This window comes from Ruminococcus sp. RTP21484sp1_RTP21281st1_A8_RTP21281_210402, from assembly GCF_040914025.1.
Classification (GTDB): domain Bacteria; phylum Bacillota; class Clostridia; order Lachnospirales; family Lachnospiraceae; genus Blautia_A; species Blautia_A faecis.
In genome coordinates, this window is sequence record NZ_JBCPGE010000009.1 from 1 (window position 1) to 21104 (window position 21104).

21 protein-coding genes are annotated in these 21104 nt (G+C 39.8%); 2 read left to right on the forward strand and 19 right to left on the reverse strand.

From position 1 onward, the window contains the following. Positions 1-74 precede the first annotated feature (74 nt). Positions 75-224, reverse strand: a complete 150-nt coding sequence (locus tag AB5170_RS05905) for a hypothetical protein (RefSeq protein ID WP_368361835.1) — start codon at positions 222-224, stop codon at positions 75-77. Between the two features lie 32 nt (positions 225-256). After that, a complete protein-coding gene (locus AB5170_RS05910) occupies positions 257-1600 on the reverse strand; it encodes an MATE family efflux transporter (RefSeq protein ID WP_117855163.1) in 1344 nt (447 codons plus the stop codon). Positions 1601-1814: 214 nt separating this feature from the next. Here AB5170_RS05910 and AB5170_RS05915 point away from each other — a divergent pair, with 214 nt between their 5' ends. Beyond that, positions 1815-2267 (forward strand): Lrp/AsnC family transcriptional regulator, encoded by a 453-nt coding sequence (locus AB5170_RS05915; RefSeq protein ID WP_226815844.1) that lies wholly within the window; start codon positions 1815-1817, stop codon positions 2265-2267. A 79-nt stretch (positions 2268-2346) separates the two neighbouring features. Here the strand turns inward: AB5170_RS05915 and AB5170_RS05920 are convergent, their stop codons facing one another. The 5 genes from AB5170_RS05920 to AB5170_RS05940 form a co-directional block, all read right to left on the reverse strand. Continuing rightward, the gene (locus AB5170_RS05920) at positions 2347-2769 is read right to left on the reverse strand and encodes a hypothetical protein (protein WP_330602509.1); all 423 of its coding nucleotides are present in this window, start codon (positions 2767-2769) and stop codon (positions 2347-2349) included. Between the two features lie 22 nt (positions 2770-2791). Further along, positions 2792-4405 carry a recombinase family protein gene (locus AB5170_RS05925; RefSeq protein WP_009203313.1) on the reverse strand — a complete coding sequence of 538 codons (1614 nt, stop codon included), beginning with the start codon at positions 4403-4405 and terminating at the stop codon, positions 2792-2794. Positions 4406-4702: 297 nt separating this feature from the next. Further along, on the reverse strand, positions 4703-5554 hold the full coding sequence (locus tag AB5170_RS05930) for a metallophosphoesterase (protein WP_009203312.1): 852 nt from the start codon (positions 5552-5554) through the stop codon (positions 4703-4705). Positions 5555-6049: 495 nt separating this feature from the next. Further along, positions 6050-6286, reverse strand: a complete 237-nt coding sequence (locus tag AB5170_RS05935) for a helix-turn-helix domain-containing protein (RefSeq protein WP_005335589.1) — start codon at positions 6284-6286, stop codon at positions 6050-6052. Positions 6287-6288: 2 nt separating this feature from the next. Next, positions 6289-6705: a sigma-70 family RNA polymerase sigma factor gene (locus tag AB5170_RS05940; protein ID WP_005335591.1), complete on the reverse strand. Its 417-nt coding sequence runs from the start codon at positions 6703-6705 to the stop codon at positions 6289-6291. Positions 6706-7286: 581 nt separating this feature from the next. On the opposite strand from AB5170_RS05940, the gene AB5170_RS05945 reads away from it, so the two are divergent. Further along, the gene (locus AB5170_RS05945; protein ID WP_005335595.1) at positions 7287-7643 is read left to right on the forward strand and encodes a helix-turn-helix domain-containing protein; all 357 of its coding nucleotides are present in this window, start codon (positions 7287-7289) and stop codon (positions 7641-7643) included. On the opposite strand, the gene AB5170_RS05950 is transcribed toward AB5170_RS05945, so the two are convergent. The 12 genes from AB5170_RS05950 to AB5170_RS06005 all read right to left on the reverse strand — a co-directional run bounded on the left by AB5170_RS05950 (position 7640) and on the right by AB5170_RS06005 (position 21051). Next, on the reverse strand, positions 7640-8023 hold the full coding sequence (locus AB5170_RS05950; RefSeq protein WP_005335597.1) for a metal-dependent transcriptional regulator: 384 nt from the start codon (positions 8021-8023) through the stop codon (positions 7640-7642). The genes AB5170_RS05945 and AB5170_RS05950 overlap by 4 nt on opposite strands. Before the next feature lie 38 nt (positions 8024-8061). Next, complete coding sequence (locus AB5170_RS05955) at positions 8062-9795, reverse strand: ABC transporter ATP-binding protein (RefSeq protein WP_005335599.1); 1734 nt, start codon at positions 9793-9795, stop codon at positions 8062-8064. Between the two features lie 5 nt (positions 9796-9800). Beyond that, entirely contained in the window at positions 9801-11615 is a 1815-nt protein-coding gene (locus AB5170_RS05960; protein WP_005335600.1) for an ABC transporter ATP-binding protein, read from the reverse strand. 132 nt (positions 11616-11747) lie between these two features. Next, on the reverse strand, positions 11748-12695 hold the full coding sequence (locus AB5170_RS05965; RefSeq protein WP_008788620.1) for an AraC family transcriptional regulator: 948 nt from the start codon (positions 12693-12695) through the stop codon (positions 11748-11750). Between the two features lie 125 nt (positions 12696-12820). Continuing rightward, a complete protein-coding gene (locus AB5170_RS05970) occupies positions 12821-13726 on the reverse strand; it encodes a conjugal transfer protein (RefSeq protein WP_005335602.1) in 906 nt (301 codons plus the stop codon). 14 nt (positions 13727-13740) lie between these two features. After that, a complete protein-coding gene (locus AB5170_RS05975; RefSeq protein ID WP_009203310.1) occupies positions 13741-14745 on the reverse strand; it encodes a lysozyme family protein in 1005 nt (334 codons plus the stop codon). After that, positions 14742-16871: a CD3337/EF1877 family mobilome membrane protein gene (locus AB5170_RS05980; protein ID WP_040344134.1), complete on the reverse strand. Its 2130-nt coding sequence runs from the start codon at positions 16869-16871 to the stop codon at positions 14742-14744. The genes AB5170_RS05975 and AB5170_RS05980 overlap by 4 nt, the downstream gene beginning before the upstream one ends. 5 nt (positions 16872-16876) lie before the next feature. After that, entirely contained in the window at positions 16877-19327 is a 2451-nt protein-coding gene (locus AB5170_RS05985; protein WP_009203308.1) for an ATP-binding protein, read from the reverse strand. Next, complete coding sequence (locus AB5170_RS05990) at positions 19314-19703, reverse strand: conjugal transfer protein (RefSeq protein ID WP_021865983.1); 390 nt, start codon at positions 19701-19703, stop codon at positions 19314-19316. The genes AB5170_RS05985 and AB5170_RS05990 overlap by 14 nt, the downstream gene beginning before the upstream one ends. 114 nt (positions 19704-19817) lie before the next feature. Beyond that, a complete protein-coding gene (locus tag AB5170_RS05995) occupies positions 19818-20315 on the reverse strand; it encodes an antirestriction protein ArdA (RefSeq protein ID WP_199669519.1) in 498 nt (165 codons plus the stop codon). A gap of 14 nt (positions 20316-20329) precedes the next feature. After that, complete coding sequence (locus AB5170_RS06000) at positions 20330-20833, reverse strand: antirestriction protein ArdA (RefSeq protein WP_040015660.1); 504 nt, start codon at positions 20831-20833, stop codon at positions 20330-20332. Beyond that, positions 20806-21051, reverse strand: a complete 246-nt coding sequence (locus AB5170_RS06005) for a hypothetical protein (RefSeq protein ID WP_015530244.1) — start codon at positions 21049-21051, stop codon at positions 20806-20808. The genes AB5170_RS06000 and AB5170_RS06005 overlap by 28 nt, the downstream gene beginning before the upstream one ends. Positions 21052-21104: the final 53 nt, after the last annotated feature.

Below are 21104 nucleotides of genomic sequence, written 5' to 3' on the forward strand. Positions count from 1 at the left end.
TTCATCTTAAGAATCCTGCGTTGCAGGATTCTTACCGCTTTTTAGTCAGGATTGCGAACTTGTTTCGCAATTACCTAAATGATATCTGCACCCTGAATACGCTCTGACAGCTGCTGTTCTGTTGTATCATCATATACTGTAACATCAGAAGATAAAACGGAAAAATCCAGCTTCCCATCAAAATTCATTTTCTTTGCATTCAATACCACACATTTATCGTTCATACTATAAATTTCTCCTTTTAAATTACTTTAGGCTATCGAGATTGCACCTCTTTATCAGTCGGCCATGATCTCCGAAGAGCCACATAGGATATTAAAAAGTTTGCAAACCAACCTGCTGGTACAGCAAGCCAGACAAACACAATGCCAAAACGCGGTGCACAAATCAAAGCAACCGACAGACGGATCGCCAGATTCACCATATTTGCAATAAGGAACGGGCGCATGATTCCAAGACCACGAAGGACCCCATCGGTTGCCATTTTGATTCCCATAAAGATGAAGAAGTAACCGAGCCATCTCATATAACCCTCGGATACCTGATAAGCCAGGGCAGTTCCATCTTTACCAAGGAATAGTGAGGAAATCTGAGTATGCAATGTTTCAATGACTATAAAAGCAAGAACTGCAAAACATACATCTAACACCAGTGCAGCGTGATATCCTTTTTTGATCCGTTCAATTTTCTTTGCACCAAGATTCTGGGAAACATATGGGGAAACCGCATTGCCAATGGATACAAAAATCAATGAAAAAACATTCTCTACCCGCATCGTCGCCGCATAACCCGCAAGTGCCTGTGTACCGAAAGGATTTACAACAGCCTGTACGATCATCATACCGATGGACACTGTAGACTGCTGAAGAACCGAAGGTACAGCAATTTGAAGCATGGAATATAACTCCTGCCTGTCAAACCAGTCAAAGCGACTTTTATATCGACGCATCCGGCTAAGGAAAAGAAAAAGTGAAAACACCGCAGAAATCCCCTGTGCTATAAGAGTCGCAAGGGCTGCACCAAACACACCGAGACCAAGTCCTGCCACCATCCAAAGATCCATAAAAATATTTAAGATTGACGAGAATACCAGGAGCCCCAGTGGGATTTTTGATTCACCAATGGAAGTGAACATGTTGGAAAGAATGTTATACATAAACAGAAACGGAAAGCCCACAAAATAGACCCGCAGATATAACACTGCATCATTCAGTATATCGCCAGGGGTTTGTAATACTCTCATCATCGAGTGGGAAAAGCAAAAGCCAAAAACACCAAGGACTATGCTTAAAATTAAAAAGCTAAACAAGGACGTTGACACGATGGTCTTCATTTTTCCATACTCCCTGGCACCGAAATAGCGGCTCACGAGCACACCGGCACCGACACCTGCCCCCAGTGCCACACAAATGAAAACATTGGTCAGCGCTGCGCAGGCCCCGACAGCTGCAAGTGCAGAGGAGCCAACAAATTGGCCGACGATGATAGAGTCAGCCATATTGTATATTTGCTGAAAAAAACTGCCCAAAATCATTGGCATTGCAAAAACCGTCAACGCTTTAAGAGGCGTATCTGTGAGCAAATATTCATCTTTTGACATTATCATATTCCTCCAAAGCCTTTATAATTTCGCTTATTCTTTCCTTCACCAGAATCTATTCCATACATTCAAAACGCAAGTTTTAAATTACGTTATGAAACAATTATATGTAGCTACAGCTGCTAAGTCAAGCCCGCGTTTACTTTCAGCTAAATAAATGATATGATATTTAATATCCGGAGGATATTATTTTACAGGAGGGACACTTATGTAACTGAACGGTTTAGATGAACTGGATCAGAAAATCATCCAGTTGCTTATAGAAAATGCACGTATTTCTTACTCTGATATCGGTAAAGAAACCGGTATTTCCAGAGTGGCAGTAAAAGCCCGGATTCAGGCTCTGGAGAAACAAGGCATAATTGAAGAATATACAACTATAATAAACCCTCAAAAGATCAGCGGTGCTGTTTCATGCTATTTTGAAATCGAGATAAAACCAGACCATCTGTCGCAGGTGACAGATATATTACATAATAATGATACTGTCACGCAGATTTACCGTGTCACAGGAAGAGACAAGCTGCATGTACATGCCGTTGCTTCATCAAGTGATGAAATGGAACACTTCCTGCACACAGTCATTGATACACTTCCCGGCGTTATCAGCTGCAGCTGCAATACGATCTTATCACGTATTAAAGATATTAAAGGATTACGGCTATAGAAGCCGACATAAAAGGAAATGATTTTTGCTAAGAAAATGCCGGTTTTGACTGGCAAATTTATAAGCTACTTTCATATTTTTAAACACGGACATAACCAGTAGATGGACCTGCACCAACTTTTGCGATATACCCACTCTTAACCAGATTCGTCAAAGTCCTTTCCACGGTAATTTTGCTTATATCAGGACAAAGCTCCATGATTTCTTTCTTTGTAATTTTGCCAACCTTGTTATCAATAACCGCTTTAATTCTATCAGGCTTAGAAAGACTCCGATGCTTCAAATACTCTACACGGCTTTCGAATTCATTGTATGCTTTCAACATGATACCCAGATAATATTTAACAAAAGGCTCATAGCTGTTTTCGCCCTCATGCCAGCCAGTAGAACTTGCTTGAAGGGCTTCATAATATGTTTCTTTTGTCTTTTCAATCAGCATTTCCATACTGACATATTTTCCAACGATGTATCCCGCCTTGTAAAAAAGCAGTAAAGTGAGCAAACGGCTCATCCTACCATTTCCGTCATGCAATACCACATTGGGACTCACAAAGAAATCTATAATTGATTTCCACTTTTTGAGTACGTTCTTTGCCGGTTCCCTCTGCTTGATACACATATATACTGTCAATCAGTTCAACCAGCATAGAACGGTTTAACTCTGTTACATTTTCATACTTGCGTATGGTTTCTAAAAATTTGTTTGTATTTTTCGTCTTGTAGTCCTCGGCTTCGATTTTCTCTTTTAATGCCTTACGCCTTTCTTCAAGTTCTCTCTGCTCATTTTCATAAGTTACAGACATTTTCTCAAAACGTCCATCAGAAATCTTTCCTGCTACATTCTGCTCAAACAGCTTCATTATGATACTGTCAATTTCAGCAATACGCTTTTCTGCCAGTTCCAATTCCTGTTTAAACTGCTTGATTTTCTTACCGCCGCCGGATTCACTCAACACCCTCATTTCTTCAATGAACTGGTCGCCTAATGTTTCCATATTCTTGATATGCTTTTGAATGTCGTCCATGACAATCTTCACTAATGCGTCATAGGAAATTGCATGAGTTGTGCAGAGGTTGCTGTTTCTGGCATATGTCCTGCAACGAAATCTCGGCTCTCTCCCGTTTGGATTGGAGAACGCCATATTGCGTCCACAGTCCGGGCATTTTACAAGCCCCACAAACATATTTGGTCGTCCAGTCTTATTTGGTCTTTTCTTTACACTGATGAATTTCTGTACCAGTTCAAAGGTTTCTTCATCAATGATAGCTTCATGGGTGTTTTTTACAACAATCCAATCTTCCTTAGGAACCGCTACCAGTTTTCTGTTCTTGAATGATTTTGTCTGTGTCTTGTGCGATACCATATGACCGAGATACACTTGATTTTCCAAAATCATCTTAACATTTTTTCCAACCCAGTCGGTAGGGAATCGGAACCCTGTGCTTGTTTCCAGCGTGCCATTCTTCATTGCTCTGTAGGCTCTCGGAATCAAAATCTTTTCTTCACACAATGTTCTTGCTATCTGATGAACACTGTTTCCCTGTTTCGACATTTCAAAAATACGCTTGACGATAGGCGCTGTTTCCGGGTCTATCAGTAGTTTACGCTTATTGTTCGGGTCAACCCTATAACCATACGGAGCGAATGAACCGCAGAACCCGCCACTTAAAGCAGTTGTTTTCTTGACGCTTCGGATTTTCTTTGAGGTATCACGTGCATAATACTCATTCATAATAGATTTGAATGGCATCATCTCGTTATCCTCATATCTTGTGTCAACATCATCATTCAGTGCGATAAAGAGAATGTCATTGTTCGGGAAGATTTCTTCCACGTAATACATGAACATGGCATTGTTGCGACCGAACCTTGACATATCCTTTACCATGATTCCACTAGGCTGTGTATCTTCCATAGCGTCCTCAATCATGCGGTTTAAATCCGGTCTGTTGAATGTTGTGCCGGAATAGCCATCATCTACATACTCGTCAATGATTTCAAATCCTTTTTCCTTTGAATAATATCGGAGCATTTGCAACTGGTTTGTGATACTGTTGCTTTCTTTATCAGCGTCACCATCATCTTTGGATAAACGTGCATATAATCTAACTCTTAATCTTGCTTGCTGTTTCGTCATTTTTACTCCTTTCCAACAGCAAACAAACAACTTATATCCTGTTAATATTATACCACGCTACTTAATTATTTTCAGCCGCTTATTACACTGTTCTCAATTTAATATCCATTGTTTTCCTGCTCGATTTCCTTTTGAATCAGCCTTTTAATCAAATGCTGCAAATCCACTGTACCGGAGAACACTGACGTTACATAAAAGGTCGTATTTCCTATTTTTATTGTATTGGACTGTACTGTTTTTCCTATAATCCCACCTCATTTCTTCCAACAAAAAAACACCATTTCTGGTGTCTTTCTGCTAATCTACACTGATTACTTTGCGTTCATACTTCTTTTCCTGCAAATCAATCTCCGCATAAACCATGTATTTGTCATTAAGTTCCGTCTGTCCAGTCTGAATACAGGTTGTCTGATGAATCTGGTTTATCCACTTTCCTTTCTCTGTGTCAGGACTTTCATGTATATGTCCGTGCAGAGAAAGAAGTGGCTGTTTTTCTTTCAGAAATTCGTAAATATCAACAGAGCATATATCCAAATCTTGATAGCGCAACTGTCCTAATCTCAATCCCGCAGGCGGCATGTGCATAACGTAAACCGCTTTTTGTCTATCGTCCGGCAATGGAAGTTTCTTCAGCACATCACACATATGCGGTAATTCTGTTCTGGAATATTCCAGCCAGTTGTAAATCCTGTCATAATCAACAGCATTAGAGATTCCGGCTACAGGACTTAACTGACGCTGCGGAATATAATGTGTTTCTGTAACAACCCTGTCTTTACAACCGAACGGATGGTCTAAAATATAGTTCATGCCGATAAATTCATATCCATTGACAGAAAATTTCCTACCAGCTATATTGCAGACATTTTCAAATCTGTCGCAAAGATTGTCAAACATTTCATCTGCTGCCAGTAAATCATCATTTCCAAGCATGGCAAGGTATGTGATGTCCTGCTTTTTCAGTTCCTCAAAATATTCATCAAGGAATCCATTGATAAAAAACGATTGCTCACTGTGGCGGTCACATTGTTTTGGTAACATATCCCCGCCATTTACAATGACTTTGATTTCCTTTTCAATGGCTACGTCCAGAATCTTTCTGTACTTCTTTTTATCTCCGTGTAAATCTGTAACATACAATATCTTCATATCACTTTCTACCCCTTTTAATACAGCATTTCTTCCTAATCATAGTTAAAAGTATACCATATCAGAGATAGATTATCAGCAGCTTATATCTGACATACAGACTGCAAAATTTTTGCCTTATGCACCTCCTTTACTGTGTGTTTCCGAAGCAGTCAGATGGCTTTGGAAGCTCCACTGGACTTTCACCATTCTCATTCCTATGAGCAGAACCGCACCATGCGAGTGTATCATTATTCAGATATACAGGTCATGGCAGAACGACCATTCCACAAGTCGCTCTCGGATCATTGCATGAATCGCTCGCTTTTTTAGGTCATGGCGTACAATTTCCGCTGGCTCGCTGCATATCAAACGTATCTGACTGCTTTATTCAGTTGTCAAAGAACTACCGACTGTATTTGCCAGTCTATGAAAATCCACTACCTAGATAATGGACTTTCATAGATTGACAAGCGGAGCAGAGGAAAGGGGAAAATGCTCCGCCCGTCTGAATGATTAGATTACGACTATCTCAAAGTTTGCAATCATATCCATGACTGCTGCCTGTATTCTGCCTTTTAATTCAGAATCCACTACCATGTAGACGTTACCGTATTCGTCATACAATTTGCGTAAGCTCAACTTTGATATGTACCCGTCATAGAAATCCAAGATTTCCTGTATTGCAGTTTCATCACCATTCGTAGCCGCCACAATCACAGCAAACGGTATATGTTTTTGGTCTTTGTCCATGCTTATTCCTCCTCCATCATTTTTCGTAATTCTTCCAGAGTGCTTGTCCTGTGACGGTAAACAGTAGTGCGTACCACGTTCATAAGCTCTCCGATTTCTGCGTCAGACATATCCATAAAGTATGACAACAAAATGATATTGCGTTTTCTCTCTGGCAAACATTTGAGTGCTTTGCTTAACTGGTCGTCAGATACTTGTACTTCCATGCCAAGAACATTGAACGCTGTATAATCGCTGGAATACTTGTCATAAACGCCTGCTTTGTTCAATTCCAAATCTGAAATTTCAGAAAACGGAACTTCATGTTTCAAGCGTCTTGAAATATCACGGTTATACTTCATTGCTGCTCTTTTAATGACTTTCTTTGTAAGGCAATCAAACTGTGCTTGAATAGCCTGTTGGAAAGAAGATGACTTCATGCTGATTCACCTCCTTTCTGCGTGAGAGTAGATGAGGGTGTTTTCCCTCTATCCCCCTTTCCGCACAGTAGCTACCCACGCAGCAGCTATTTGTTGCGTTTTCAGAAATGAACTTGAAAAATATTTTTACGCACGAAAAAAGCACAAGAGAAAAGGCTGTATAGCGTTCTTGTGCTTTATCATTTGTACCTGTTATATGATGTAAAAAACCACATTCAAGGGTGTATTGTCCTGCTATGGTAATTTCAGTTTTTTTGACAATAAAGGGTATGTCATAAAATGTCGATTATGAGATTCTTTCAATGCGGCTACCTCCTAGAGCCGCAAAACAAAAAAACCTTATATGATTTATCCACCGAATTGAGGAAAAAGAAAAACGGCGGCTTTATCTTGACCGCCATCAAATCAGAAATATTTTTGGATAAGCAAAAAGGTTACTGCCGATAACGGTTTTTTTTATTTACCGTATAACAGTAATTTTGTTCTTTTAACACACTAGGAACTGACAAACCATATAACACGTTTTTCTATACCTGTTAGAAAATCAACAGGAACAGTAAAATGTATTGAGGTGATTACATATGCGTAAAAAAGAAGATAAGTACGATTTCAGAGCTTTTGGTCTTGCCATCAAAGAAGCTCGTATGAAACAGGGTCTAACCCGTGAACAAGTGGGAGCAATGATTGAGATTGACCCACGTTATCTGACAAATATTGAAAATAAGGGGCATCACCCAAGTTTACAAGTGCTTTATGACATTGTTCATTTATTGAATGTATCAGTAGACGCTTTTTTTCTTCCTGCTTCTGATCTGGCGAAAAGCACCAGAAGAATACAGTTAGAAAAGCAGCTTGATAACCTGTCTGATAAAGATTTAGTTATCATGGAAAGTGTCGCTGACGGAATTATTAAATCTAGGGAAGTGGAGGAAGATTAAACTTCCTCTTTTTCACTCCCTATACGAGTTGATTCTTTTAATTTTTGAAAACACTCGTCACTGATTACGTGTTCCAGTTTGCAAGCGTCTGATTCTGCTAGTTTTGGGTCTACACCCATTTCTGTAAGATATTTTGTAAAAAAGCAATGTCGCTCATAAATTTTCTCAGCCATAGCCTGCCTACTGTCTGTTAAAAGCAATTGACCATTATTATCCATTAGTAGGAATCCTTGTGTTTTAAGTTGCTTTACTGCATGACTTACACGAGGCTTTGAAAATCCCATATAATCAGCCACATCAATAGAGCGAACCATGCCTTTTTTGATTTTAAGTATAAGTATTGTTTCTAAATAATCTTCTAATGACTTTCCCAATGTCACATTATTATCACCTCTTAAATATTTGATTCAATCAGTTTTTAAATTGTCCACCCAAGACTTTCTTGCTGAATATGATACAATTTTTGATATACACCTTTTTTCTTCATCAATTCATTATGTGTGCCATATTCAACTAATTTGCCATCATCTAATACTAATATTTGGTCTGCGTCTACAACTGTTCTTAAACGGTGAGCAATCATAATTACTGTTTTGTTTTCAACCAATTGAGCTATAGCCTTTTGCACTAAAACTTCGTTCTCCGGGTCAAGAGAAGCAGTTGCTTCATCTAAAAAAATAATTGAAGCATTTTTTAATAAAGCACGTGCAATAGATATTCTTTGTCTTTCACCACCAGATAATGTACTACCATTTTCACCTAAAACAGTTTGATAACCGTCTGGCATATTACGCACAAATTCATCACAGTATGCAGCTTTAGCAGCCGCCATAACTTCTTCCTCTGTGGCGTTAGGGTTTCCAATACTGATATTGTTAAAAACAGTATCATTAAATAATGTTACGTCTTGAAATACAAAAGCCATTTTTCGCATAAGACTTTCTGGCTCCATTGTTCGTATATCTTTACCACCAACACGAATTGTACCTTTCTGTATATCCCAAAATCTTGCAATCAATTTTGAAATTGTACTTTTCCCGCTTCCAGATGAACCTACCAATGCGGTGATACTTCCTTGTGGAATTTTACAAGTCACATCTTTAATGACATCTTTTGTATTATATCTGAATGTAACATGTTCCAACTCTATATCACAATTTTCAATTTCTTTATCATTTCCTTGCATTACAGATGTACTTAAAAGAGTACGCATTCTTTCTGTAACAACATTAAGATTTAGTAATGTAGTTAATTGTGAAAGAATCGCAAGAATTGGTCCATATATACGAGTAACCATCAAAAAGAACATTAGTAATGGGAGCAGTTCTATTTCACCTTTAACTAACAACATTGTTCCAACAAAAATGACAATACCAATTCCGGCTTGCAAAATCATGCTTGCACTCGACATAAATACGCCACAAATCATTTCTACTTTCACAGCAATCTTTTTCATAGATAATAATGCTTTGTTAAGAGCAGAAAAGTGAGAACCACTTAAATTACATGATTTAATAATTTTCATTCCCTCAAGGTATTCTTGTACTTGACTAGAAGCGTCTAGCTTTGCTTGTACTTGTCGTTCAAATAATTTTTTCTGATAGTTCTTACTTAACCAAATTATCAAAAATGCAACTGGCAGCGTAATATACATACATAACGCTAAACGCCAATCAAAGAAAGCAAGTAAAATACAAGTAAGAGTAACAGTAATACCATTTGCAATGAGAGGTGGAATTGTACTACTTAACATTGATTCCATGCTGCTACAATCAGACATCATGTTAGTTGTCAATTCTGACAAATCCTTTGTATTGAAGAAACTCATTGGTAATTTTCTTAAATGCTCTGCAATATTAAGTCTTGTTTTATTTGATTCTTGATAAGACGCAATGTATGTCTTTCTATAATCATTTCTTGCTGCTAAAAACACCAAAACAGCAGAAACAACTCCAATTCCCCAAAGCAACCATATATGATTCCATGCAATTTGCTTTCCTACATACGGGTTCAGTAATTCATTAAATAACATTACTGTAACACAAAACGGTAGCATTAAGGCTAGATTTGTTATCGTACAAGCAACAATAGCTTTTTTTAAATCTTTATAACCTTTATCTGATAGAAAAAGAAACTCTTTTAGTTTTTTCATCTTTATTACACCGCCTTTCCGCTGATTTTCCAATCAACCGCTTCTGTGTAATGGTTCCACATTTGCGAATAACGTCCACCAGCAGCAACTAATTCATTATGTTTACCTTCTTCAACTAGATGACCTTTTTCCATAACAATAATTTTGTCAGCATTACGAATCGTAGATAAACGGTGAGCAATAATAATAACTGTTTTATTCTGCATAAGTTTCTCGAATGCTTTTTGAATTAAATACTCATTTTCTGGGTCGCTAAATGCAGTTGCTTCATCAAGAACAATAATAGGGGAATCTTTGATAATAGCTCTAGCAATAGCGATACGTTGACGCTCACCGCCAGAAAGATGAATACCTTTTGTTCCAAATACAGTTTTGTAGCCATTAGGAAGTTTTGAAATAAATTCATGGCATTGTGCAGCTTTCGCGGCTTCAATGACTTGTTCTTCTGTAGCGTTTGGATTTCCCATGCGAATATTATCTAAAATACTCTGCTTGAATAAGAAAATATCTTGAAATACAAAGCTAACATGATTCATTAAGTCTTTTTCTGAAATATCTCTTATATCAACACCGCCGATTTTTACACTTCCCTCTGTAACGTCCCAAAAGCGTGAAATTAAATTTGCAATTGTACTTTTTCCACCACCAGATAAGCCAACAATAGCTGTTATTTGTCCTTGATTGGCTTTAAAAGATACATTTTCAATAGCCATTTCTTCTTTTTTTCCTGTATATGTAAAGCTAACATTATCAAACACAACATCATCTTTTTGAGTTTTTTTAGGACTGGTAGTTTGTGGTAGAACAGGTATATTGAAAATTTCGTCCATTCTTGCTACATTTCCGTCAATTTGCATAAATGATTCAGAGATATACATTATTTTGTTTAAAATACCAGCGATTGCCGGAACAAAAAGCAAGTAAAATATAAATGTCATAGTAAAGCTCTTATAATCTTGTGCATTAGCTCCTAACAAAATACCTACAGGAACGATAACCAAATATATATTGTTAATGATGGTAGTAAACGCTGGCATATAATTTTGCCAACCTAGAGAGAACTTTAGAACCCATTCTGTGTATTCTTTAATAGCATGTTCTAAACGAGCAAATGAAGAAGCTGTTTGATTAAATGCTTTCACAACAGGCATACCACGAACATATTCTACAGAAGCATTGTTCATATCTTCCAATGCGATCTGATATTTTCCCATGTTTTCTTTCATTGCTCCGCTACCAAATCCACTGAATTGTACGACAAAAGCAAGCACAATTCCAACTAATGAAGCAATACCAAATCGCCAATCAATAGCCAGTAGAATAATAACCATAACAATAGGCGCAGTTACAGAAGCAACAAAATCTGGAAATTGATGTGCAATGAAACCCTCAATGCTCTCAATGTTTTCATCCATTATTTTTCTTAAACGACCACTACCTATGGTTAAGTGATAACCTAAAGGAATTTTGGTAATATGTTCTGCGAAGTGAAGTTTTAATTCATAAAGTGTTCCAAATGCTGCCATATGAGAACTGAAAATTGCTAAAAAATATAATAGTATATTAGCAATAATACCAGCTAAAGCTATCCAGCCATAATTCATAACCTTGCTCATATCCAGCAATTCTAAATTAGGATAGACTTTTAAAATGGAACTAATAATAAAATATACCGCAATATACGGAACAAACGACGCTATAGCCGCTAACGAGGAAAGTATAGCCGATAAAAATACTAATCCTTTCTTATTGGAAGCTAATTCTAAACATCGTGCTAAACCCGTTTTGGGTTTGTTTTGTTTTGGCTTTTTGTTTGCCATAGTACGAATCCTCCTTAAATATAAAATACGTGGTGGGTTAGCTTAATCTAACCACACCACGTATTCTAAAGGAAATACTATTTTTCTTCTACTCCATCTCTAGTATATTTGGGTAAAAATAGCCCAAAAGTGTTATTTTTGTTTTCTGTAATCTTTCGGTAAAATACCATAAACAGATTGAAATGCTATTGCAAATTTACTAGCATTATTATATCCAAGACTTACCGCTATATCTCCAATTTTCATATTTTCATTTAAAAGCCAATGTGCTGCAATATTCATCTTATATTTCTTTAAATATGAATATGGTGTGTCACCATATATCTGTAAAAAAATTTTATGAAACAGTGATAAGTTAATTTGATTCCGAAAGGCGAGTTGTTCTAACGATACTCGTTCATCTAAATGAGTTATCATATATGTTTGAATTTCTTTAGTAGCTTGAATCTGACGTTTATCATAATATTTGAAATCACAGCCATGATTTTTAGTTAGCTGGTCTATATGGTAAAGTAATTCAATTGCTTTAATTTTGAAATATCCTAATTGTTCTATGTTAAGTGCTTCATATAATTCAGAAAATAAATGATGTAATTTAGGTGGAGTGGAACTTAAATATCCATTATTCTCAATCCCTAATGTTGAACCAATTTTATCAAGGTTAAGCGGAATAGTTTCCATCATTTTTTTGATTTCTTCTGATAAGGATTGTTTATCAATCACAAGGCTAAGTCCATAATATTTTTTTAATGGAAACGAGAAAGAAACTGGTAAATGTTGTGTTCCAGTCACACTAAAATATCCCTCTGGTAAATACGAAACTGTATGATTGGCATACTCACATTCATAGCGTCCAGAGCGACAATGTGTAATTGAAATAATATTAGGATTGAATTTTTGAGAAGGCATACTTATGTCTGTATCAAAGTCCAAAAAAGAGAGTTGAATACCATCAAAAAGCGTGTAACTTGTAACAATTCCTTTCCCTTGACACCCATAATCTATAATCATAAAATTTTCATCTTGCTTGATAATTTTTGCCTTATCACTGTACCAGTCTTTATTAAATGTAGAACTCACATTATGTACCTCCATATGTCGATTAGCAACATCTAACTATTATCATACTGTATTTTTTATCCCAAAACAATAAAAACATAAGCGTGCAAATCCGATTTATGTGAAAATGCACGCTTTTCTTCATGTTATTTTACAATCTTCCAGTTACTATCTTTTTCCAGCGTTAAGTCAAACTGTGAAATTTGCGTTGCTTTTGTCCTCTGGTCGAGATACTTTACCGATACCGATACTTTCACTTGTTCTCCATCTTGTATAAAGATAGGATTTACCAGCTCCGAGAACATATAGTCACAGTTGACAGGTTCAAGCACATTCCCCGATACATAGTAGGCAAGCTCTTTTTCCGTTGCGGTAGGGTACAGCTTAAAGAATGTTTCCAAAAACTCTGTCACTTCCTCTGTAGTGGCAGCGTCCACCGTTCCGTCCGATTCCTTGACTTTTGGTTCATAGCCGGATTTTGTTGGTATGCTGCTGATGGTCGGATTCTGTGTAATAACCAGATTTCCGTCACCATCTACATGAACTACCACCATGTAAGCGGAAGTGTAACCGATAGAAGTCTCTCCCTCTGTTACCGTTTGATCTACCGAGTAGACAACGGTAAAGTCGTCCGTTCCAGTCGCTTCAACCTCCCAAATCTTAACGTCCGTTACCGTAGAGCTTGTAGGTATGTCCATACAGACAGTATCAACATTCAAATCCTGCAAGCTCTTTGTAAGGTACTGGTTAATGGCTGTGGTTCTTTTCTCAATGGATTCCTGCGTGTTGCTCCAAGAATAGTAGGACTTCGCAAATGCCTTGACGAAATTCTCTATCTTGTTGGTATCAACAATACGCTGCTCAATGACTTCTTTCTCATGTACCGTGTGCATATCAATGGCGGTGAAATTCTTATACACCCCAAAGCTGATACTGGCAATCAACACCAGCCATAAGGCAATCACGGTTTTTTTATGCGTGCCAACTTTCATCACAGGCACTTTCTTTTCCTTTTTTGGTTTTGATTCCTTATCCTTTTTCTTAAATAGCATAGCACCATTCCTTTCTAATTGGTTTTCACCCGTCCGGCACCAATCAAGTGTTGCTGCCAGTACGAGCTTGTTAAATCTGCATATCCGATAGGGTCGCCAGCATGATACATTCTGTTGTTTCCAGCATAGATTCCTACATGAGTGACGTATGTTCCAGCGTTATAGGTTGAATGGAAGAACACCAAGTCACCAGCCTTTGCCTGTGACAGCGGTATGTGCTGTGCAGCGTCATACTGTGCCTGTGCGGTACGAGGTAAGCTGATACCAGCTTTTCCATAGCACCAAGACGTAAGACCAGAACAGTCAAAGCTAGTGTTGGGATTGCTGCCGCCATACACATATTTCCAGCCTTGATACTTCAACGCTTCATTGAAGATTGCCTGTGCGGTAGCGTCACTGAGACTAGGCACAGCCAAATACTGACTGACTAATTTCACATAGAACATATTCCCGTACTTGTAACGCCAGCCGCCATTTTCTTTTATGGAAATGTCATTCTTATAGGTGACTTTGACACCGCCGGATTTACCTTTTGCGAAGCTGACCGCCAGCTCAAAGGTGTACTTCTTTCCGTGTTTTGATACATAATCAATGAAGCCGCCACCATAGTTATAGGACTGTACCACTGTGTTGATGTCACAGTCTTTTGCTTCTGCGGATTTCAAAAGCTCCGAGAAGTATTTACACCCCTGTTTGATGGAATCCTCCACGGATAGGGAGTTAAGCGGTAATCCTAAAGATTCACTGGCTTGCATAACGTCTGTCGTGCCAGTGCCGCCGGATTCCACCTGCATAATCGCAAGCAGATAGTTCACATAGTCAGAGATTCTGTATTCCTTTGCATACTTTTCTACCGTAGACTGATGTTTCAATACTTCCGCTGATAGGTTCAGTCCAGAAAAATCAAGACTGGAAGAACCACTTTCTTCATCATCTGAGGTCACGATAAACAGAAACAGAAGCAGACAGATAATCACTGTGAAAATCCCACCGAACACAGCAAAATGCCTTAACTTCATTTCTTGCCGCCTTTCTTACTTGTAGATTTCTTCATTGTTGATTGATTTGTGGTCTTTTTCTGAACCGTCTTTGTCTGCTTCTGACGTTGTACCGTTTGCCTTGAAATATCTGTGGTAGCTTGTGAATGTTTATTTACTGCTGATGAAGCCTGTTTATCTGCCGGACGGGATTCTCTGACAACCTGTGTTCTTACATTCTCCTGTGATTTTGTCACAGGCTCTTTACTCTTGCTTGATTGCGGCTGCTCCTTTGTCACTGTGACAGGACGCTCTTTGACATTCTGCTCCGGCTTTAAAGCTGCCGCCTGTGAATCCGATTTTACAGGAACAGGCGTTGTGGCTGGTCGCTCATGCACCGGGGCAGCTCTCTTTGTCGCTGATCCGTTGCTTTGTCGCTCCTTATCCACAATCGGACGCTGCGGATTCTTTTTGTCTGACTGCGGCTGTTTCGATACCGATTTTTTATCCACAATTCCACGCTTTGAGGTAGACTGTGATTCCTGTGTATTGCTTTGTGAACTATGTACGGTCTGTGAGGAATCCGTCTGACTTTTCTTATCCGGCAATGCAAACGGCTTCTGTGATTTGGAATCCGGCAGAGCTGGCGGCTTGCTGTTACCTCCACTGGAAGAAGCAGAAGTATTGTGATTTGCTCTGGTATGCGTATTACCTGTCTGTTTGGTATTGTCTGCCTTTTTTGTAGAAGCAGAAGCCGCCGCAGCACCAGCTACACCACCAGCAGCACCAGCCGCCATTGTCCTACCGATTTTACGCTCCAAGCGTCTTGCCCTGCGGTTGAGGAACATATACGGGTGTCGCATGATTCGTCTGCTGACTTGCTGTGTATCGGAGGATTGCAGGCTGAACATTGTCATCAAGTCACCTAATTTAAAATAGATTCCGGCAAAGGTGACTATCTGTAGAAATGCCACCATGAAAAACGGATAGCCGGAGGAAATGGAGTAAAACATAGTCGAGATACTAAACGCTGTGGTAATAATCAGTGTGATTCCAGCTCTCATCATAACGGTATTGAACAGCTTCGTAAGAGCCTTTTTTGCCATGCCTTCATAGGTCGGTATCATGGACAAAACAAAACTAATCGGCAGAAACATGGCGTAGATGATAAATAACACCTGCGAGAAAATCATCATGCCCGTAAGCAGAAAAACAAACGCCGAGATTCCGATATTGAAGATAAACAGGAACACCACCATACCTAAACGGGTCATGGTCTTTGTGACGCTCAAATAAGCGTTGTCCTTATCTTCGATTTCTTCAATCACAACATCCTCTCTGTCGTCTGTGTCTGGGTTTGCCGATAACAGGCTTTCCACACGGTCAGAGCCGAGCGTTTCTATATCCGATTCCCCGTACTGTAAAAGCAGCCACGGTTGTTTCACCTGTATGGAAAACAGGCTGTCTCTTATTAAATCTACGCTGTCTTTTCCTTTGCTGTTGGAATCGGGCAGCACGATTTTTGTACCGAGCGATAATGCCGAGCTGCTTATATCTGCGGAAAAGTCATTGATTTTGCTGATATAGTTTGGGGCATAGGCAATAAAGGACGCTGACAGGATAAATACCACAAGAAAGTTGATAACCGCATGAATGGCTTTTGTGGTTTCTCTTTTTAACAGTCCTGTGTATGCCACATAGATTCCCATTACCAGAATGAGGATAAGCAGGAATCCTACATAAAATCCCTCACTGGAAAAGCCATTGGAAGTCACACCAGCTAATGTCTGAATGTTCTTTCCGATAGAACTTGCAGTATCAGAGATAAAGTCCAGCTTGTAGGCTTCCTGTACCACATAACCTGTCGCATTGGAAATGTATAAGCTCACCGTCCAGACAAAGTTTGTGATGGCATATAGTCCGTACTGAATACTTTTGCCGATACCGTCAAGCCAGTTCCACGGCAGCCAATCCCAACTTGAATCCACATAGAAATCAAGCTGGTAGTTTTCCAGCGGATATTTGGAATAGGTGTTAGCGTCACTCACCGTATTGTCTACCAGACCAGCCGCATGAGCTACCGTACCCGTGATAGATAAAAATACCAGCACACCGAGAATCACCGAAAGCGTGATAAGCAGATAACGGACTATTTTTCTCTTGTCCATAGGCTTCACCTCATTTCTTCCGTCTGCACTGGCGGTCTGGTATCAAAGGCATGGAACAGGTCAGAGAATACAGGGTGAATCTGGATAACGCCCACACGCCCATACAAATCTTGAAACAGGCATTGTCCGTTTTCCAAATCCCTAAGTCGTTTCTGGTTGCCCTCGTCCTCCTTATCCACACCGAAAAATTCAAGAGTATTCTTGATTTCCTTTATGTCTGTAGAACGGAACGCAAACTTTAAGCCGATATTGTTCTTCATCTTTTCATCGTCCACATCACCAGAGTTTTGTGTAACAAAGTAAACAGCAGCGTTCATGGAGCGTCCAGCACGAATCAGCTTGTTAGACAATGCTTTCCCCTGTGCCACCTGTAGGAACGTCCACGCCTCGTCCAAGTCCACCATCTTAAAAATGCTCCTGTCGGAATGAATAAAATCAAGGGCAAAGGTACTAATGACAATCAGCATAGCCACGGACAATAATTCCATTGTGGTGTATTCTTCAAACTTCGTGTCCTTATCCGGCAACACAAGGTCTGCCACCTGTATGATGTTGAGCTGCCTGTCTAAACTGATGGACTGCTCCACATCACCGTCCGAGAATAAAAGGTGTGCAAAGTCATAATCGGTCATGCTCTCGATATGGTCTGCGATATTTTCTGCCACAGGAGAACCGTCTTTCCTTAATTTATCAATGACACGGAGCAGTCCTCGTTTTTTGCTCTGTGTCACGGAACGGATTGCACGCCTTAATACAGGGAACTTCTCACCGTCACGGGACGAAATACCTGTAAGGAATGTCAGAATGTCGATTGCCAGACTTTCAGCGTCCTTTGTTCGCTTCATAATCACATACGGGTCAAGAAGTCCTCTGTTTTTGTCCTCACTGGTGAGATTAACTATCTTGATTTCCTGTGCAATGTCGGGTAGCGTTTCCTGCCAGTTGCCACGCTCTGATTTTGGGTCTACAATGACCGCTTTTCCTCCAAACAGCACCGCATAATAGATGATAAGGTTGTTACAGAAAGACTTCCCACCACCGAGCGAACCGAGAAAAGCAGCCGCAAGAGCATTTGTCACAGAACCTTTTACGCCCTGTGCTGCAAGGCTAGGTTTTAGATAGACGTTCTTTCCTGTATCAAGGTTATAGCCGATATAGATACCGTCCGTTTCCCCAAGCTGCTGTGTTGCACCGAAGCCAAGTCCGGCGAGAAAGTCCGAAGTGACGTATTGGATATAATCATTGATATATCTTTTGCTGGACGGGATAAACTCACCATGCAACCCCAACATATCACCGAATGGGCGAACCAGCTTGACATTCAAATCATCATAGAAATCTTTGACTTCATCACAGCGGCGTTTCAATTCTTCCAGAGTATCAGCCGCCACACGGATAACGTAGGATAATTTATACATGGATTCTTTGGACTGGTCTAAATTTGTTTCCAGTTCATTCACCGAATCCAGAGCGTCCATGACGTTACTTCCCGTTTCGTTGTTGGATTCCCAAGCATGATTATCCAAGTCTTTCAGCTCTTTCTTTTTGTTCCTAACAGTCGTCAGAGCCTTTTTGTTGGTAACGATTTCAACATTCATAGAAGTGGAAACGGGGAACGTGAATTGCTGTTGCTGATAATAAAATATCTCGCTTGACGGAAAATCCAGCTCACCCACGATATTGTTAATCGTGAAGTAGGCAACAAAAGTTGTCTGATCTTCACGCTCAATCTTTAGGTATCGCTGGTTTTCTTCAATCATGCAGCGTGTCGGACGGATAAGGTCATATCGCTTCACCAGTGTTTCACGCTTTGACTTTTTTATCGGGAGGTCATAACTGTAATCACTGTAGGCAACGCCGGTATTCCCGTAGATATGTTCCAAGAGGTAGCCGAAGTCGTTCTTATCTAGTCTGCGGAACTGAAAGCGACGTGAGATTTTGCTTTCCAAGAGTTTTTCCATCTTTAGGAAACGGTTGATTTCATCATTACTCATGGAAACGAAGTCACCCATCAGCTTGTGATTGACTTCATAGATAAAATCCGCAAAGGTCATAGCTGCTGATTTTCGCATACCCTTGAAGCTGATTTCTTCCTCATTTACCAGCAGCTTGAAGCCAAGAAAAAAGCGGTAGTCAATCTGATTTTCACCAATCATTTCAACCAACGCTTCTGTCTGTTCATCTACCTTTTTACAGGCAATCTCTTTTAATCTGCCTGTGATTCCCTTTTTGGAACGCTCCTGTACTGCACGCAGGCTGTCCTCTGTGGCAATCTGTAGGGCATGGATTTTTCCGTCACGGTTCTGGGCGATAAGCTGACGGAAGTTGTCATGCACCATGTATTTTTCTTCTGGTGACAGGAACGAATAATTGTAAGGTGTCAGCTCATAGTAGGCAAAGCACTCACCGTCATGGTTGAACACCAGATTGTTTTCTATGTACTTAATCGGGAACATACATCACACTCCTAACTGCGGTCACGCTTGTATTGAATTTCTGATTTTTCAGTTTGATAGCTTTTCCTGCATAGGTCACTTTTGGTCGGAGGAAAAAGCTCACACAGGATTTTAGGAATCCAAAAGGCTTTTTTCCGTCAAAGGTCTTTTGCGATACAAACCAAGTGAACGCCACAGGGATTCCAAAGTATTTGAGAAATGCACCGTCAATCATGTTAAAGGGCGGTAGCTCCCCAAAGAGAATCACCACAAACAGCGACACCACGAACCAAGCCATCTGACTGAATGTGAGCGGGAACGGGAGTTGAAAATCGTTGATTGCATAAATGACTTTTTCCACGCTCCATATGCTTGTATAGCTTTTGATTTTCTTCAATTTTCACAGCTCCTTTCTGTTCTAAAATGGAAACAGCAGCCTATGTTTCAAGGCTGCTGCAAAAAAATAACCAGTGTCATTTCACTGGCAGATAAAAAAATTCAGTTGTAATTGTTAATACGGACATTCAAACACGCCATGATTAGTGACGACAAAACGCCCCTCTAAATCAAGGTCACGCCCGTAGGCTTCATAGTCTATGTAACTGCGGATTCTGTCTGGTATCTCACCCAGACTTTGACATTCATCTATGAAGTAATAGGCAACGTCTGTCATATCGTCACAATCGGGATAATGGATAATATCGTCTGCATGTTCGCACAAATCTTCCAAGCTGCTGTAATAGCCTAGCAGTTCCGATAATTCGTCCTGTATGTCTTCTGGTAAGTCCTCCACCATTTCACACAGGCGGTTGACTTCCTCAATGGGTGTGTACTCGTCAATCTCAAAGGGTAGCTCATAATCATGGATTGCGTATTCTTCGTATCTGTCATTCAAGCCGATACGTTCTGCCATCTCGTCATAATCAACGGGCGGCGTAAACCACGCACCCACAAGCTCACCCTCGTTGTATTTCCCAAGATTGGCGATATAGATTCGCATTTCTTCGATACCACATCACCCCTTTACTGATAGCGGAATACGCCGCTTGTGGTAAATAAGTATCTGTCGTCCATTTCCAGCTCACTACCATAGGAGTGATAGTCGATATGTTTCAATAGTTCGTGAGGAATCTCACCAAAAACATATTCTTCACGGATAAGGTATTCTGCCAGAGCTGCACCGTCACCCACATCATAGTAGCGTATCTCGTCCTTGTGGTCGATAAATTCCTCGAAGCTGGAAAACCATTTCTGCTGAATGGCTTTCATTTCATTGCCGATAGGCGTACCCTCCAATTCCAGCACCATGCGGCAGTTGGCGTTGATTTCCCAAAGTGGCATATCACTGTGTAAGTCAAAGGGCAGCTCATAGTCTGCAATCTCAATCTGTTCTTCATGTTCTACGCCGATTTTTTCTCGGACTTCCTCAAAGTCCACAGGGCAGTTGAACCAAGCACCGGAATATTCTTCGTCACCCTCACGATACGGTTTTGTATTGTTTAACAGGTAGATTCGCATTTCCTGCATGGTCTGTCACTTCCTTTCATCATATCCAGTATTCCCATTATAACAGCATAATCTACACCGAATACATAATGAGAAAACTTTTCTAACTGTTCTTTTGGATAATCAAGTGGTGAGTGCTGCTTGATGATTTCCCACACCATACGTTTGCGGTAGGGAAGGTCGGAAATATTTTCACAGCCGACACGCTCTTTCATATCCTCAAATATATCTGTTTTCATGTTGTCCTCCAATCTTAAAATTTGCATAGAAAAAGCAGCTAACTCAAAAGAAT